Annotated in this window: 11 protein-coding genes; 7 read left to right on the forward strand and 4 right to left on the reverse strand. The window is 67.5% G+C overall.

All coding sequences use genetic code 11. From position 1 onward, the window contains the following. Positions 1-155: 155 nt before the first annotated feature. Positions 156-1,580, reverse strand: coding sequence for a hypothetical protein (locus tag F8M74_RS18360; protein WP_228559985.1), 1,425 nt, complete (start codon positions 1,578-1,580; stop codon positions 156-158). A gap of 386 nt (positions 1,581-1,966) precedes the next feature. On the opposite strand from F8M74_RS18360, the gene F8M74_RS18365 reads away from it, so the two are divergent. The 5 genes from F8M74_RS18365 to F8M74_RS18385 all read left to right on the forward strand — a co-directional run bounded on the left by F8M74_RS18365 (position 1,967) and on the right by F8M74_RS18385 (position 10,116). Further along, on the forward strand, positions 1,967-3,097 hold the full coding sequence (locus tag F8M74_RS18365) for an alpha/beta fold hydrolase (protein ID WP_171410472.1): 1,131 nt from the start codon (positions 1,967-1,969) through the stop codon (positions 3,095-3,097). 259 nt (positions 3,098-3,356) lie between these two features. Further along, positions 3,357-4,175 carry an AadA family aminoglycoside 3''-O-nucleotidyltransferase gene (locus tag F8M74_RS18370; protein ID WP_141257606.1) on the forward strand — a complete coding sequence of 273 codons (819 nt, stop codon included), beginning with the start codon at positions 3,357-3,359 and terminating at the stop codon, positions 4,173-4,175. A gap of 140 nt (positions 4,176-4,315) precedes the next feature. Beyond that, positions 4,316-4,681: a hypothetical protein gene (locus tag F8M74_RS18375; protein WP_141257607.1), complete on the forward strand. Its 366-nt coding sequence runs from the start codon at positions 4,316-4,318 to the stop codon at positions 4,679-4,681. 187 nt (positions 4,682-4,868) lie between these two features. Then, entirely contained in the window at positions 4,869-7,463 is a 2,595-nt protein-coding gene (rph, locus tag F8M74_RS18380; protein ID WP_141257608.1) for a rifamycin-inactivating phosphotransferase, read from the forward strand. Between the two features lie 193 nt (positions 7,464-7,656). Beyond that, a complete protein-coding gene (locus F8M74_RS18385; RefSeq protein ID WP_141257609.1) occupies positions 7,657-10,116 on the forward strand; it encodes an ABC transporter permease in 2,460 nt (819 codons plus the stop codon). Between the two features lie 103 nt (positions 10,117-10,219). Here the strand turns inward: F8M74_RS18385 and F8M74_RS18390 are convergent, their stop codons facing one another. Next, positions 10,220-11,260: a hypothetical protein gene (locus tag F8M74_RS18390; RefSeq protein ID WP_141257610.1), complete on the reverse strand. Its 1,041-nt coding sequence runs from the start codon at positions 11,258-11,260 to the stop codon at positions 10,220-10,222. 194 nt (positions 11,261-11,454) lie between these two features. Here F8M74_RS18390 and F8M74_RS18395 point away from each other — a divergent pair, with 194 nt between their 5' ends. Further along, positions 11,455-12,534: a hypothetical protein gene (locus F8M74_RS18395; protein ID WP_141607771.1), complete on the forward strand. Its 1,080-nt coding sequence runs from the start codon at positions 11,455-11,457 to the stop codon at positions 12,532-12,534. Between the two features lie 37 nt (positions 12,535-12,571). Then, positions 12,572-13,006, forward strand: coding sequence for a RidA family protein (locus tag F8M74_RS18400; protein ID WP_140861378.1), 435 nt, complete (start codon positions 12,572-12,574; stop codon positions 13,004-13,006). A gap of 123 nt (positions 13,007-13,129) precedes the next feature. Here the strand turns inward: F8M74_RS18400 and F8M74_RS18405 are convergent, their stop codons facing one another. Both F8M74_RS18405 and F8M74_RS18410 read right to left on the reverse strand, forming a co-directional pair. Further along, positions 13,130-14,155, reverse strand: coding sequence for an alpha/beta hydrolase (locus F8M74_RS18405; protein WP_228559981.1), 1,026 nt, complete (start codon positions 14,153-14,155; stop codon positions 13,130-13,132). Between the two features lie 78 nt (positions 14,156-14,233). Then, positions 14,234-15,502, reverse strand: coding sequence for a hypothetical protein (locus F8M74_RS18410; protein WP_141254783.1), 1,269 nt, complete (start codon positions 15,500-15,502; stop codon positions 14,234-14,236). Positions 15,503-15,560 lie beyond the last annotated feature (58 nt).

Raw genomic sequence — 15,560 nt, forward strand, 5'->3', positions numbered from 1 at the left:
AAACCCTGTCGCTGCGTCATGGATGCGTCAAGGCGAGTGAGTGCGGCGGGCACGGTCATCGTGCTGCCTGGGCGGGTGATACAGGCACTGAATCATCTCCCATCGAATGGCGGCAATCATCCTCGGCTGAGGCGCTTCTCACGGAAGACCGCGAGTCACTTCGTGGCGGGCACGGAGTCCACGGGGGTGTCCTGGCGCGGCACCTGGAGCGCGGGAGGCGATGCGCTCAGCGCGCCCAGGTAGAGCCGGCCGTGGAAGCCGTGGGGCTGCGGGGAGGTGAAGAGCTGCAGGCCAACGGCCTGCTTGGAGGACTGCCGTGCCTCGAGCGTCGGGCTGATGCCGAAGACGTTGCACTCCACCTCCTCGTCCCAGACGCTGTAGCGGCAGGCGAACTGGGTGCCTCGCTGGAAGCCCACATCCAGGGCACGCACTGCGGGAAGGGCGCGCGCCACGCGAGAGCCCATGGGCTCGAGGTCGCCATCCCAGCTCACCTCCGTAGTGCGCGCGTGGACGCTGCCCGTGAGCACCAGCGTCCAGGCCTGGGGGCGCTTTGACTGGGCGTTCAGCAGGTGCTGGGCCATCTGCGCCTCGCGCTCATTGCCGTTGGCATTGTCGGAGTCGATGGCGGCCACGCCCACGTCCTTTCCGGAGACGCGCAAGCGGCGGGCCTGCTCGACGAGCCACAGCATGGCGCGGCTGCTGCGCCCGTCCTGGTATGCCCGGCGCCAGAAAGCGCTCCCCGAGAGGAGCTCCTGAACGGCCGCTGAATCGCCATCGCTGGCGAGGTAGCGCTCGAGGAGCGGTTGCTCGGAGACGGGAATGGACAGCGCCAGCGTCACCGGCAGTTCCTGGGCCGAGGCCTCGCACAACATCCGCAGCGCCGCGGACGGCACCTCCTGCGTGCCCAGGGGATCCGCCACGAGCAGGACGCCTCCCGCGGAGAACAGGGACGAGGCTCCCGCCACGGGAGCATCACACGCGGGAGCGGTGGAGGTAGCGGTGGTCCCATCCTTCTCGCCCCAGCTCTCCATCACCACCGAGCGAATGGGAACGGGGGGATTGCCGCCCACCAACTCCAGCGCGGGAGCCATCTCCAGCAGCTCCTGCAGCTCCTGCTCGATACCCAGGTCGCGGTAGCCGTGCGCCGGCCGGTAGCCCTCCAGCCCAGGGATATTGGTGAAGGCACCCGGCACGGAGAGATGCTCGCTGGACCGACCGGTTACCTCCGCAGTGTAGCCGCCCCCCTCCTGAGTGTACCTGATGCGAAAGACTCGAACGAGTGCCTGCCGGGGCCCGAGCCGCTTCCCCTGGATGTAGTAGCGCTCGGGGGGGATGGCTTCCGGAATGAAGGAGGAGAACATCTCCAGTCCGCCCTCCTTCTCCATCACGTCATAGCGGCTCTCCTCCAGGATGTACCGGGCCGTCATCATCGCGTCCTCGGCGGGCACCTGATAGACGACCTCGTGCGTGGGCGTCTCGTACCGCCCCGTCTCCGGATTGTACTGGGTGGCGAGACCTCGCGTGGCGGTGGCGCACCCCACGCCCCCCAAGAGCCCCAGCATCATTCCAAACCATCGCATCACTTCCTCCATGAAACACAGGCCCTGGAGGCTGGTTTCGGGCCTCCTTGCCGCGTCAGCCGCAGAAACGCTTGGGCGCGTAGGACATATTGACATCGCCCGGTGGACGCTGAAATGGAGCAGTCACGGGGTTCACGGTGGTGACCTGGCGCGCGGGAGGCGATGCGAACAGCACGCCCAGGCAGGGCCGGACATGGAAGCCGTGGGGCCCCCCCGATTCGGTCGCCGCGTCATAGGCGCCCAACGACCACAATGAGCAGTGCGTCAAGGTGAATGAGCGAGGCGCCCGTGCGGCGTGCCCGTCGAACGGACTCAACCCAACGCCGCGGCTCGGTGTTCGGGCTTGTGCTATCCACGGGTATCACGAGCAGAATCGAGGGGGAGTGATGCGCAAAGAATCGTGGCTAGCGTTGGCGGCGCTGCTTCTGGGGAGCATTCAGGCACAGGCGAAGGATGCGCCGGGCCCTCATGACCGGGCCGAGGCTGTCAAGATCATCGCGGAGCTCCGCAAGGTCGTGGCGCCCGAAGGGATGGAGCGCAGCGAGAAGCTGCGCCTCGGAGGCATCGACCAATGGGTCTCGATCCGCAGCCGCGACCTGCGCAATCCGGTGCTGCTCGTGCTCCATGGCGGCCCCGGCTGGGTGGCGATGCCGACGAGCTGGTATTTCGCGCACGGCTGGGACGAGTTTTTCACCGTCATCCAGTGGGACCAGCGCGGCTCGGGCAAGACATATGTCGCGAACGATCCGGCCATTGTCTCCCCGACAATCACAGTCGAGCGGCTGCACGCCGATACCGAGGAGCTCGTCAAATGGGCGCGCCAAACCTTCGGCAAGGAGAAGATCTTCGTCCTCGGCCATAGTTGGGGGAGCCTCCTCGGGCTCACGCTCGCGGAGAAGCACCCCGAATGGCTCCACGCCTATATCGGCGCCGCCCAGGGCATCGATGCGCGGGAGAGCGAGCGGCGCGGCTGGGCCTGGACGATGGAACAGGCGCGCGCGGCGAAGAACGCAGAGGCGATCCGCGACCTCGACTCGATCGCGCCCTATGCCGTTGGCAAGACGCCGGTGCCGTTGAAGGACATCCTGCTCCAGCGCCGCTGGCTCAATTTCTTCGGGGGTGCCGCCTATCGGCGTCCCGATGCGAGCTTCGAGGCCGCAGCGGTGAATCTGTCGCCCGAGTACACCGACGAGGAGGTGCGTCAGGTCTGGAAGGCGCAGGAACTTTCGGTCGAGCGGCTTCTTTCCGCGGTACTGACGGCGGACCTGACGCATGTGAAGCGGCTGAAGACGCCGCTGATCCTGTTCCTCGGACGCCACGACCACAATGTCTCGGCGATGGTTGCCGCCGAATGGTTCGCGGGCGTCAAGGCGCCGTCGAAGCAGCTCGTCTGGTTCGAGCAGTCGGCGCACGAGTTGATGGCCGAGGAGCCGGGCAAGGTGCTGCTCTCACTCGTCCGCCATGCCCGTCCGATCGCCGAGCGCGCCGGCGATGTCGCGCCCACCAGCACCAAATAGAGCAGGCCACAGCGGGGAAGGCTCCGCCCGCTCCCGCCTGTGCCTATCCATAATTCGGGCGGCACCATCGCGTGCTGGCCGCGCAGGCATGTCCTCAGGGGCTCTTGGCCGAGGGCTGCTCGATTTCCTTGAGAATTCGAACAGCGTCGGCGTCCTTCGGGTCGAGTTCCAGTGACCGGCGGATTCGATTTCGTGGGGAGCGTGGGGCATCTTCCGAGCTACAACTGTAGAGCCAAGGACCCTACCAGTGGTGGCCGACATGAACGCATCCGTACCGACTGAAATCACGCACCAGGTTTCAAGCGCCTGCTCAGTGATTGGCCGCAACCTCGCCGGTTCGCTGCAGGCCATACACCTCTTCGGCTCGGCAGTGGATGGAGGGCTGAAACCACACAGCGACATCGATTTGCTGGTAACCGTCAGCGCCCCATTGACCGAAGCCGTTCGACACGCGCTGAACATGGAACTGCTGTCGGTCTCGGCATGGCCAATGACGCGTGAATCGCTCCGCCCTCTCGAAGTGACCGTTGTCGTCCGGGATGCGGTCGTCCCTTGGCGCTACCCGCCGTCGCGCGAACTTCAATTCGGGGAATGGTTGCGCGGAGAACTGGAAGCTGGCCACGTCCAGCCCCCCATCGTGGACCCCGACCTGACAATCTTGCTGGCGAAGGCAAGGAGACACAGCATCTGCCTGTTGGGCGCGCCAGCAACCGACCTCTTCGACCCCGTGCCCCGGGCCGATCTGGCGAGAGCGTTCTACGACACCGTTCTCCAATGGAACAAACCTGCGGACTGGCGGGGGGACGAAAGGACCGTGGTGCTTGCGCTGGCTCGCATCTGGTTCAGCCTGTCGACGGAGGAGATCGCCCCCAAGGACGTTGCGGCCCAGTGGGTCATTGAACGCCTGCCGGATGAACATCAAGGTGTCGTGCGCAGTGCGCGGGCATCTTACCTTGGAGAGACGCAGGACGATTTGGCAAGGAGAGGCCCGGAAGTCGCCGCATTCGTGCACTGTGCCAGGACGGCCATCGAACGAATGTACTTGGAGTTGCAGCCCGATAATCCGGCAGCTCGCTGAACCACTTTCCTCCGCCCCGTGCCCCTCCGGCATCTCTAGCCGGGAGGGTGGCGGTCGAATCCATGCAACGGTGCCGCCCAGCCTGTCTCTTCCCGTCAGGAGGGGGTGTTCATGCCCCCATCACTCCTCGGGCGGACGACATGAAGGCGACGACGCGGTACCTGGTGCTTCTCTCCATGCTGGTGGTGGGCTGTGGTGACTCGAACGAAGACGATGGGGACGGGGACACCAACTCGTTCCCAGAGACCATTGAGTGTGGCGACATCAGCTGCAAGCGCGCCACTCAATACTGCGCGACCATCGTGACGGATGTGACGAGCCATGTGTGTCTGAACAAGAAGGAGAGCTGCAAGAGTTGCGACTGCGTGAATCTGGACACAGACCTCACCGCCCAGACGGGGCGCCAGGACTGCACCGCGACCGCCAGGCTCGATGTGTACTTCACATGCGCCTATTATGACGATGTGGACTACATCAAGACCTCCTGCACAGTACGCGCTCGCTGAGCGCATGAGTCGGCTAGGGACTCTGAGCCTCCCTGTGCCTCCCCAGAATTCGGTCATTCGAAGCGCGCGTCCACATGCGCCACCTCGAGCCGAGTGAGAAGCGCGGCAATCGTGTCGTGGACACTGGCGCCTGACGCGCGCGTTGCGCGGAGTAGAGTGCCGCCCTTGCGCAGAGCGAGGTGAGCGTATGGGCCGCTACGTGAGGGGTCTCCAAGAGATCGACCAGACGCAGGTCGCGGTCGTTGGCGGCAAGGGCGCACATCTGGGGGAGCTTTCGCGGCTCGAGGGCATCCACGTGCCGGCTGGCTATTGCGTGACGACGGACGCCTTCCAGCGGGTCATGGCGGATGCTCCGTCGTTCGACGAACAGCTCGAACGACTATCGCGCCTGAAGCCGGACGACCGGGAACAGCTCCGCGAGCTCAGCGCTGAGCTCCGCCGAACCCTCGAAGAGACCGTCATCCCTGACGAGTTGGCGGCGGCGATCACCCGCCCGCTCGTCCAGCTCGGCGAGCAAGCCGCCTACGCCGTCCGCTCGAGCGCGACGGCGGAGGACTTACCGACGGCCTCCTTCGCGGGCCAGCAGGACACGTACCTGAACGTCGTGGGACCGGCGGCGATCCTCCAGCACGTCAGCCGGTGCTGGGCCTCGCTCTTTACCGAGCGAGCCGTGACCTACCGCCTGCGGAACGGCTTCGACCACCGGAAGGTCCACATGGCAGTGGTCGTGCAGCAGATGGTCTTCCCGGAGGCGGCCGGTATCCTGTTCACGGCCGACCCTGTCACCTCCAACCGGAAGGTCGCCTCCGTGGAGGCCAGCTTCGGCCTGGGCGAGGCACTGGTCTCCGGCCTGGTGAACACGGACGTCTACAAGGTGCGGGCCGGAGAGGTCATCGCCAAGTCGGTCGCCACCAAGCAGCTTGCCATCCACGCCTCGCCGGCAGGCGGGACGCACGAACAAGCAATCGCGCCGGAGCGGCAGCGGCAGCCGGCGCTGACGGATGCGCAGGTCGTACGGCTCGCGCAGTTGGGCCGGAGGATCGAAGCGCACTTCGGTTGCCCCCAGGACATCGAATGGTGCCTGGTCGACGATGACTTCCAGATCGTCCAGAGCCGGCCTATCACCACGCTGTTCCCCATCCCCGCGGCCGGTGACCGGGAGAACCACGTCTACGTCTCCGTCGGTCATCAGCAGATGATGACTGACGCCATGAAGCCCCTGGGGCTCTCCCTGTTCCAACTGACAGCCTTGCGGCCGATGTACGAGGCCGGCGGGAGGCTGTTCGTCGACGTCACCCAGAACCTAGCTTCACCAGCGAGCCGCGCAGGCCTCCTGGAAGCCCTGGGGAAACTCGATCCGCTGCTCCGGGACGCGTTGGAGACCATCCTCGGACGCGGCGATTTCATCCAGTCACGCCCAGACGAAGAGCCCGGCAAGGAACCCGCTGGCGGCGCGCCGGCCCCGCCCGAGACCGATCCGGCCACTGTCGACGAGCTGATCGGGCGCAGCCTGGCTTCCATCGCCGCCTTGAAGCGCGAAATCCGGAGGAAGTCCGGACCGGCGCTGCTCGACTTCATCCTGGCGGACATCCAAGAGCTGAAGCGGTTCGTGTTCGATCCACAAAGCCTTCAGGTCATCATGGCGGCGATCGAGGCCACCTGGTGGCTCAACGAGCAACTCCAGGCGTGGCTGGGCGAGAAGAACGCGGCCGACACGCTCACGCAGTCCGTCCCCCACAACGTCACGTCGGAGATGGGGCTGGCGCTCCTGGACGTCGCGGATGTGATTCGCCCGCATCCAAACGTGGTGGCTTTTCTGCAGCAGGTCGAGGACGAGGGATTCCTGGACGAGCTGGCCACGCTCGCGGGCGGACGGGAAGCACGAGACGCCATCCAGGCCTACCTCGACAAGTACGGCATGCGCTGCGTCGGCGAGATCGACATCACGAAGCCGCGTTGGAGCGAACGCCCCACCACGCTCGTGCCCCTCATCCTCGGCAACATCAAGAACTTCGAGCCGGGCGCCGGCGAGCGGCGCTTCGAGCAAGGGCGGCAGGAGGCCTGGAAGAAGGAGCAGGAGTTGCTGGAGCGCTTGCGGGCCTTGCCGGACGGGGAGCGGAAGGCCGAAGAAACCAAGCGGATGATCGACCGGGTCCGGACCTTCATCGGGTACCGGGAGTATCCGAAGTACGGCATCGTCAACCGCTACTTCGTTTACAAGCAGGCCTTGTTGGAAGAAGCCGAGCGCCTCGTACAAGCCCACGTGCTTCGAGAGAAGGAAGACATCTTCTACCTCACGCTCCAGGAGCTCCACACCGTCGTGCGCACGAACCAGGTGGATGACCCGCTCATCCGCCAGCGCGAGGACGCTTTCAGGTCGTATCAAACGCTCACGCCGCCCCGGGTGCTCACCTCGGATGGCGAAGTCATCACCGGGGCGTACCGACGCGATGATTTGCCAGCTGGCGCGCTGGTCGGCCTACCGGTTTCCGCCGGGACCATCGAGGGACGGGCCCGCGTCATCCTGGACATGGCGGAGGCCGATATCGAGGCGGGCGACATCCTGGTCACCGCCTACACGGACCCGAGCTGGACGCCCCTGTTCGTCGCAATCAAGGGCCTGGTGACGGAGGTAGGGGGCCTGATGACCCACGGCGCGGTAATCGCCCGGGAGTACGGCTTGCCGGCCGTCGTGGGGGTGGAGCATGCCACCCGGCTGATCCGGGATGGGCAGCGAATCCGCGTGCATGGAACGGACGGGTACGTCGAGCTTCTGCCCTAGCCGGGCCAGGAATTCTCCGTCTGCATGGGGCCACGAGACCATGTGACATGGGACCTGGGCAGACAGCCTCACGGTTCCATGAAGCTCCCCGCTTGTTCGCATGCGACCACCATGGGCGGGGAGCCACGCAATCGTCCGCTGGCCAGAACGTAGCCGCTCCGGAAGCCGCCAACCGGCTCCAGGAGACGTCGCGATGGATTCTGTTCTGGGTGGACTGCGTCAGAGCCTGCGCTCGCTGGGCCGCAGCCCCGGCTTCACGCTGGGGTGTGTGCTGATGCTGGCGGTGGGCATCGGAGCGAGCACCGCGCTCTTCAGCGTGGTGGAAGGGGTTCTGCTGCGCCCCCTGCCCTACCCGCGTCCCGAGCGCCTCGTGGAGTTGTCGCAGCGCGCGGCGGACGGCCACACGATGCGGTTTTCGGACCCCAACTTCGAGGATGTGCGGACGCGCGCTCGCACCGTTTCAGCGCTGGCCCAGGTGTCGGGAGCAGCGAGCGTCGCCGTCACGGGCGCCGACGAGCCGGCCTTCGCCACGCTGGCGCGCGCCTCGCGCGACTTCTTCCCCGCCTTCGCGGTGCAGCCAGTCCAGGGCCGCCTCTTTGAGGAGGAGGAACAGCAGGCGGGAGGTGCTCCCGTGGTGATGGTGAGCCACGCCTTCTGGAAGCGCTACCTGGGCGCACGGCCGCTGCCCCTGCCGGACACCCTCATTTTCGAGGGGCGCGCATTCTCCGTGGTGGGCGTGATGCCCGAGTCCTTCGACTACCCGGTGGGCACGCAGCTGTGGATTCCGCGAGAGCTGGAGGCTCCCCTGCCCAGCCGCACCGCGCACAACTGGCGGGTGGTGGGAAGGCTGGCGGACGGCGTCGACCTCCAGGCCGCGCGAGCGGAACTCACACACATCGCCCGCGAGCACAAGGCCCAGTACGGCCGCGACACACAGATGCATGACATCGCCCTGGAGCCCGTCCAAGAGAGCCTGGTGGGCGGCGTACGGCCCACGCTCTACCTGCTGTCAGGCGCCGCGGCCTTCCTGCTCCTCGTGGCAGGCGCCAACGTCACGAACCTGCTGCTCGCGCGCGCGGCCACCCGTTCCCGGGAGCTCGCCATCCACGTGGCCCTGGGCGCGGGGCCCGGCGCGTTGATACGGCGGTTCCTCATGGAGTCGCTCCTGCTGTCACTGGCGGGAGGCGCACTGGGGGCCCTGCTTTCCGCCTGGGGCGTGCGCGCGCTGCTCGCGGCGGAGCCGGGCCACCTGCCACGTGTCGACGAGGTGGGGGTGAACGCCACGGTGCTCCTCTTCACCCTCGGGCTCTCGCTGCTGCTCGCACTGGGGCTGGGGTTGCTGACGGCGCTGCGCGCGGCGCGGCAACCTCCGGGGGCCGCGCTGGCGGGCGCCGGGCGCACGCACAGCGGAGGAGGGAGCGCCGAGCGCACGCGCCGAGCCCTCGTCGTGGGACAGCTCGCGCTCGCATTGGTCCTCCTGGTGGGCGCGGCGCTGCTCGGGCGGAGCCTGATGGGGCTGCTCTCGCTGGACCCAGGGTATCGCACCGAGGATGTCGCGGTGCTCAGCCTCGTGCTCCCTCCGGCAAAGGACGAGGCGCAGGGGCGGCGAAACGTGCAGCAGCAGGAGCACCTCCTCTCGCGACTGGCGGCGCTGCCCGGCGTGCGCGCGGTGGGCGCCGTGAGCAACTTCCCTCTCGAGGGAAGCCCGGCGGGGGATGGCACCTTCCTCGTGCTCAACCGCCCCGACGAGGTGGGGGACTTCGACGACTTCGGGCGGCTGGCGCACGAGCCCGAGCGCACCGGCTCCGCCGAGTACCGCGTGGCGAGCGAGGGCTACTTCGCCGCGCTCGGCATCCCGCTCGTGCGCGGGCGTCTGTTCGATGCGCGCGACACCGTCGACGCGCCGCACGTGGCCGTCATCAGCGAGTCGCTCGCAAAGGCCCGCTGGCCCCACGAAGACCCGCTGGGCAAGCTCATTCAGTTCGGCAACATGGACGGAGACCTGCGTCCCTTCACCATTGTCGGCGTGGTGGGGGACGTGCGGGAGCAAGGGTTGGATGACGCGCCCAGGCCCATGTTCTATGGCGGCTCCCGGCAGCGTCTGCGGGCCTCCTCCCGCTTCCACCTCGCCGTGCACGGTCCGATGGGCTCCACGGCCCTGGTCACCGCGGCGCTGCCGGTGCTGCGAGCGCTTGCCCCCGAGCTGCCCTCGCGCCTGTCCACGGTGGAGGGATTGCTCGCGGGCTCGCTCGCCCCCAGACGCTTCAGCCTCCTGCTGCTGGGCGCCTTCGGTGCGATGGCGCTGCTGCTCTCGGTGGCGGGCCTCGCCGCCGTCGTGTCCTACGCGGTGGCGCAGCGCACGCGGGAATTCGGTATCCGCTTCGCGCTGGGCGCGACGACGGAAGACGTGCTGGGGCTGGTGCTCCGGCAGGCGGCGCGGCTCGCGGGGCTGGGCATCGTGCTCGGCGTGCTGGGGGCCCTGGGGCTCAGCCAGGTGCTCGCGGGGCTCGTGTACGGAGTGAGCACCACGGACCCGCTCGTCTTCGTCGTGGTGGCCCTCCTCCTGCTCGGCGTGGCGCTGCTCGCGAGCTGGCTGCCGGCCCGACGTGCTTCGCGCGTGGACCCGATGACCGTGCTTCGCTCGGAGGCATGAAGCGCCTGTGCCTACCCGAAGTCCGGCTGCTGCGCCCATTCATGCGTCACGGATGGTTCTCATGTCTCCCGTCGCGGTCTCGCGCAGGGCCCCGTGTGGGGAGCTAAGCGAGCCAGCACCAGTCGGAGTCCTCCAGGAGCGGGAGCTGGCCCCTGCGGCGGCGGGCGGAGACCTCCTCGCGCCAGGTCTCCCGTCCGCCCGGGAGCGGCCAGGCGCGTGAAACGCTGCCCCGCGGGTCGGGAGTGAAATTGAGCAGCAGCATGCGGTTGACGCGGTCGACGGTCTCCGGCGTCGTTCCGGCGCGCAGCTGAAACTCCGCGCTGAACAGAGCGCCCTCCTCGCGGACGGCGTTCCCGGAACGACGCCGGTCAATGAACGGCCACAAGCCCAGCAGCGGAGGCGCCACGCCTTCGAGCAGCGCGGCGTGCAGCCGGTCATGGCCATCCAGCACCACCCACTTCGCCAGGATGTCCACGAAGAGCAGCAGCACGGGCGGCAATGTCCCGTCCCGCGCGCGCTTTCGCCAGCTCTTCGCACGCCCATCCTCGGAAGCGGAGAGCGCGCGCAGCCCAAGCACGGCGCCCGGCCGCTGTTCCGGCAGCGACTCCCACCAGTCCTCCGTCCACGCGAACAGGAACCGCGCCATGACGGCCAACGAGTGCGGTGGCATCGGAGGCTGACCAAAGCCCCACTCCATGGGGGAGACAGGGTGCCGCTCCGCCTTCTCCGCCGCGATGGCGCGCACGGGGCGCAGGCACCAGTGGCCGGCGTGGAGCACGGGCAGGGGCGCTTCCACGAGCGCTCGCGCCACCCGCCAATTCCAGGCATCCCACCACGCATCGGAGCCGGGTGAGGCCTCCACGGCCCGAACCTCGGGGGCGGACAGCGGCGGCAGGACTTGGGGAGCGGTGGCCGTTCCCCGAACGAAGACCGCGCGGTCCCAGTAGGAATCGATGCGGGTCCATAGCAGCGTCTGGCCCCCGCCGCGCAACCGGATCCGATAGTCCTGAGCGGCTTCCAGATGTACCGAGGGCCGCCGCGCCCAGCGGCCCGTGGAGGGCACGCGCAGCAGCAGCCCAGGGCCAGGGCTCTCCAGTCCCCAGCTCCGGGTGTCGTCGGCGACGATGGAGACTCCTGGGTTCATGCGACGCGCTCCTCGAGATACCCGGTCCCCATGGGCCCCCGGAGCGTACCCCGAGGGAAGCCCAGGCCGCCGACCGCGCGCCAGGCAGCGGCGATTCGGAATGCGTTACCAACGCACGCTTCTCGCCGGTCACACACACCCGGAACCACACCTGGGCAATATCCCAATCCCCAGGTTCCGGTGTCTAATGAGGAATGCGCGAAAACACATGGAAATGGAGTGCGGTAGGGATGTTCCTCACGGGACTGGGATTGCTCATTCCCACGCCGGCGCGTGCCTGTGTCGCGCCCAACTGCATGGTGGGGGTGCGCTTTCCCCTCCCCGAGGACGGAGGTGTGGTGCCCGCGAACGTCCCCGGACTGGTGACGGTGCCTCCGCTGCTGGAGAGCGTGGATTCGTCCACCGTCCGGCTGCTGTTGCCGGATGGAACGCAGGTGCCCGCGACCGTCACGCAGGGCTCGCACCAGACGCAGGTGCTGGTCCCGGACGCACCGCTGGTGCCAGGCACCACGTACCGCATCGAGGCAAAGGGTGTCTGTCAGTTCCAGCCAACCCAGACCGAGTCCGTGTCCTTCACCGCCGGCCCCGCCCTCCCGCTCCCCACGACCACCGGCACCCTGACGGCCGACACGCCGAGCCAGGGTATCTTCAACGTGTACGGGGATTCGAGCTGCGGCGACAGGCAGGTGGAAGGGAACTTCACCACGCTGCGCTTTACGCCGTCACCGGAGCTGGTGCCGTTCCTCCCATGGGTGCATTGGACGGTGGAGGTGGATGGAGAGCCCTGGTCGTATGCGAAGCACAGCGGGCTGACCTCCACGGGTGAGGAGAGCCTCGAGCCGCGTCGCTACGAATACAACCGGCAGCTGCTCTTCCTCTATACATTCTGCGACTACGTGAGCTGCGCTGATTCCTACCACCGGCCGCCAATCGAAAGCCTCCCGCCCGGCCGACACCGGGCCACGCTCAAGGCGACGCTGGAGCACGCGAACATCACGCTTCCCCCCGTGAGTGTGGACTTCGAGTTGAGCTGCGCGGCACGGTTCGCGAACGTGGGAATGAGCCAGATGCGCGGATGCTCGGATGGGGGGACCGAGATGGACGGAGGTGATGAGGGGACCGAGATGGACGGAGGTATCGTGAACGAGGAGCCGCTCCCCGAGCCGGTCGACACCAAGAAGGGCTGCACCCAGGCCGGGGGCGGACTGACGGTGCTGGGCCTGCTCTCGACGCTCTCGCTCTTGAGCGGCCGGAACTCGCGCCGCGCGAAATAGCTGGCCACACATGCGCCATAATCCATCCAGGTGAATCATGGGACAGACAGCAGAACCCTCGAAGACGTCGCCGCTGGTCCTGACGAATCCCAAGGGACTGTTCGACCCGGCGCCCTACGGCTTCTCGCACGTGGCGCAGGTGGCGCCGGGCACCCGGCTCATCTACCTGGCGGGGCAAGGTGGGGAGAGTGAAACCGGGGCCCTCCAGCCCGACTTCCGTCTCCAGGTGCGACAGGCGTTCCAGAACATCCGCACGGCCCTGGAGTCCGTGGGAGCCGGCGTCGGCGATGTCGCCAAGCTCACGATGCTCGTGGTGGACCACACGGAGGAGAAGCTCCGGATCATCGGCCCCGAGCTGGACGCTGCCTGGAACGGCGGCATGAAGCCAACCTGTACGCTGATTCCCGTCCCTCGGCTGGCGCTGGACGGGATGCTCTTCGAAGTCGAAGCGGTCGCTGTCCTACGTGCCTGACAGCACGTAGCCGCATGAGAAGAACCAGCCCTCCGCATCGCGTTGGGTGATGGCTTCTGCAGCCGGTCATGCGGCGAGACGCACCTGCGCGTGGGCACGGCGAATGGTGCCCCCCGCGCAGGCTCAGTCGGCGCCCGGAATCAGCGAGGGGGCGGAGAAGAAGAGCAGCCCACGGCTCAGCATGGGGAGCCATGCGCTGTAGTGATCATCGCCGGGAAACTCCAGGTACTGGACCGCGAAATCGCCGCCGCCCATGGCCTTGAGCTCCGAGGCGAGCTCACGGGCATTGTCGACCATCCGCCGCTCGGCGGCGAACATGCCCCGCGTCCCCTCACTCTTGCGCGGCTTCTGCTCCAGTCCTCCTACCGTGAGCAGCACGCGCGCCTTCACCGGGGTCCGCGCGAACTGCTCCAGGAAGGCCTTCTTCTCGGTGAGCACGTAGCGGTCGTTCCACCAGATGGACGGGCTCCCCGCGATGAAGGTGTCGAAGGACGTGGGCCTCGTGAAGAACGCATGCAGCACCAGGAGGCCGCCATAGGAGTGGCCCATCAGCGCGGTGCGCGAGCCGTCGATCGGCCATCTCGAAGCAAGCGCGGGCTCGAGCTCCTTCTTCAGGAAGTCCAGGAAGCGATCCGCCCCACCCTGCTTCTTCGAGAACCGGTCCCCCGTGTTCGACAGATTCGGGGCGGGCGGCGTGTAGTCCTCACCGCGTGCCTGGTCGTTGTGGGCCTGGTCACCCGGATAGGTCAGCCCGACGATGACCGGCGTTGCCGCCGCGACGCCGAAGCCCCGCGCGAGCCTGGGGAGGGCGCGTGTCAGACGCTCCAGGGTGGGAAAGTGCGCACCGCCATCCAAGAGGTAGATGACCGGATGGCCGGCGGCGGGCGCTGGGCCCTCGGGGACCGCCACGTACAACCGGTGGGTCCGTCCGGTGTGGGTCGAGTCGAGATCGAACTGGAAGGTGTTCTGGAGCGTCACTGGCGCCCCGTCCACCCGAGCCACCGGCGCGGCGCGGGGCACCGGCCCCGAGGCGCAACTGGCGGTCAGCAGACCCGCCGCGAGGAGCACGTGGAAGCGTGCAGCGATCAGCGGGTTCAGCAAGCGCAGCCCAAGGGAGCGCGCCAGCGCGAGGGGGATGAAGAGACTCATGGCGGGAGACCCGGTGATGACGGATGAACCGAAGCCCCCGCCCATGCACGGCGGGGACTCCGAACGGCAAGCGGGTGGCTAGCGAATCCGGAGGAGGCCGCGCACCTGGCCCTCGACGACCGTCTTCGCGTCCCCGAGGCCCGTCTCGGGGCTCATGAGGCGGAAGCGCGTCTGGGCGTTGTCATTGATGAACTCCGGCAGCACCAGGAGCTCACCAGGATTCTGCGGGATGGTGCGGCCGTTGGTAGGCACGAGGTCGTCTCGGACGACGGGCGTCGCGGTCGGCGCGTCGCCGAGGGTGACCTCCCACAGGCTCCACCAGGCGCCCACGGCGGCGCTCTGCCCGTTGAACGTCCGCTCGGCGGCCACCGCGGCGTCCCAGGCGGACTGCGCGGCGGCCTTGTTCATCACCCGCAGGTAGCCCTTGCCGGGAGCTCCAGGCAGGAGCATGGCGGCGATGTCCCCCTCCGTCCCGGGGTTGACGAAGGAATCGAGCGTGGTGGACCACGCATCGAACTCGCCAGTCGCGGGATCGAAGCGAACCATGCAGGGCGCGCCAGTGGTCCCGGGAGACACGAAGTGCGCGCCGCTGCCCAGGGACTCGGTGGCGTAATAAATCTTCCCATCCGTGTGCTTGACGCCGTCGCGCGCCCAGCCGCAGCGATTGTCGACCTTGACGGTCACCTCGTCGGTCTGCGTGTCCACGATGACCAGCGCCGTCTTCGCCGGAACCGTCTTCACGTCCGCGGCGTGCCAGCCGCCTGCGATGATGACGTCGTCGCCAGCGGTGATGGCCAGGCTCTGCGAATAGCGGAACGAGAAGTCGCCGTCCTTGAGCTGGGACGTCAGGTCCTTGGACGTGATGATGGCGAGGTCCTGGGGATTCCAGATGACCAGCTTGTAGTTCACGTGGTCGAAGTAATAGGCCTTCGTCTCGCTGACGAAGTAGTGCTGGGACTGATAGCCACCGGTCGCGGCGACACCCTGGCTGGTGAACGAAAGCGGATCGCTGGCTTTGAGCGAGCCATCCGCGTTGAGGGTGTAGGGGGTCACCGTCGGTAGCCTCGAACTGCTGACGATGAACTTGCCGGTGCCCGGAAGGCCGGCGGCGATGTACGCGTCCGCGGGAAGCTCGATTGCGTCGCCAATCCCGACGGTCTGCTCCTTCTCGATGTCGTCCAACGTCACCAGGTAGCTCTGGGTGTTTCCACCAGCGATGGCGACCTGGGTGATGGCGGCGTAGAGGGGCTCGGCGGTTCCAGCGTCGGGGTCCACCTGGGGGCCGTCCGAATCCGAGCAGGCGGTGGCGAACACGGCGAGGGTGAGGAGTGAGGCTTTCAGCTTCATCGGGCTTCCTTTTGGCGAAGGGTTCCTGCGAGGAGACTCGAAGCGCCTCAGCGGGCGC

Origin of the sequence: Myxococcus sp. CA023, from assembly GCF_010998615.1 — a bacterium.
GTDB lineage: Bacteria > Myxococcota > Myxococcia > Myxococcales > Myxococcaceae > Myxococcus.

What these genes read in the sequence shown, in the direction of transcription:
- F8M74_RS18375 (WP_141257607.1), top strand. Translation starts at nt 4,316, where the DNA reads ATGAAGGCGACGACGCGGTACCTGGTGCTTCTCTCCATGCTGGTGGTG.
- F8M74_RS18385 (WP_141257609.1), top strand. Translation starts at nt 7,657, where the DNA reads ATGGATTCTGTTCTGGGTGGACTGCGTCAGAGCCTGCGCTCGCTGGGC.
- rph (WP_141257608.1), top strand. Translation starts at nt 4,869, where the DNA reads ATGGGCCGCTACGTGAGGGGTCTCCAAGAGATCGACCAGACGCAGGTC.
- F8M74_RS18395 (WP_141607771.1), top strand. Translation starts at nt 11,455, where the DNA reads ATGCGCGAAAACACATGGAAATGGAGTGCGGTAGGGATGTTCCTCACG.
- F8M74_RS18410 (WP_141254783.1), bottom strand. Translation starts at nt 15,502, where the DNA reads ATGAAGCTGAAAGCCTCACTCCTCACCCTCGCCGTGTTCGCCACCGCC.
- F8M74_RS18365 (WP_171410472.1), top strand. Translation starts at nt 1,967, where the DNA reads ATGCGCAAAGAATCGTGGCTAGCGTTGGCGGCGCTGCTTCTGGGGAGC.
- F8M74_RS18370 (WP_141257606.1), top strand. Translation starts at nt 3,357, where the DNA reads ATGAACGCATCCGTACCGACTGAAATCACGCACCAGGTTTCAAGCGCC.
- F8M74_RS18390 (WP_141257610.1), bottom strand. Translation starts at nt 11,260, where the DNA reads ATGAACCCAGGAGTCTCCATCGTCGCCGACGACACCCGGAGCTGGGGA.
- F8M74_RS18400 (WP_140861378.1), top strand. Translation starts at nt 12,572, where the DNA reads ATGGGACAGACAGCAGAACCCTCGAAGACGTCGCCGCTGGTCCTGACG.
- F8M74_RS18360 (WP_228559985.1), bottom strand. Translation starts at nt 1,580, where the DNA reads ATGCGATGGTTTGGAATGATGCTGGGGCTCTTGGGGGGCGTGGGGTGC.
- F8M74_RS18405 (WP_228559981.1), bottom strand. Translation starts at nt 14,155, where the DNA reads ATGAGTCTCTTCATCCCCCTCGCGCTGGCGCGCTCCCTTGGGCTGCGC.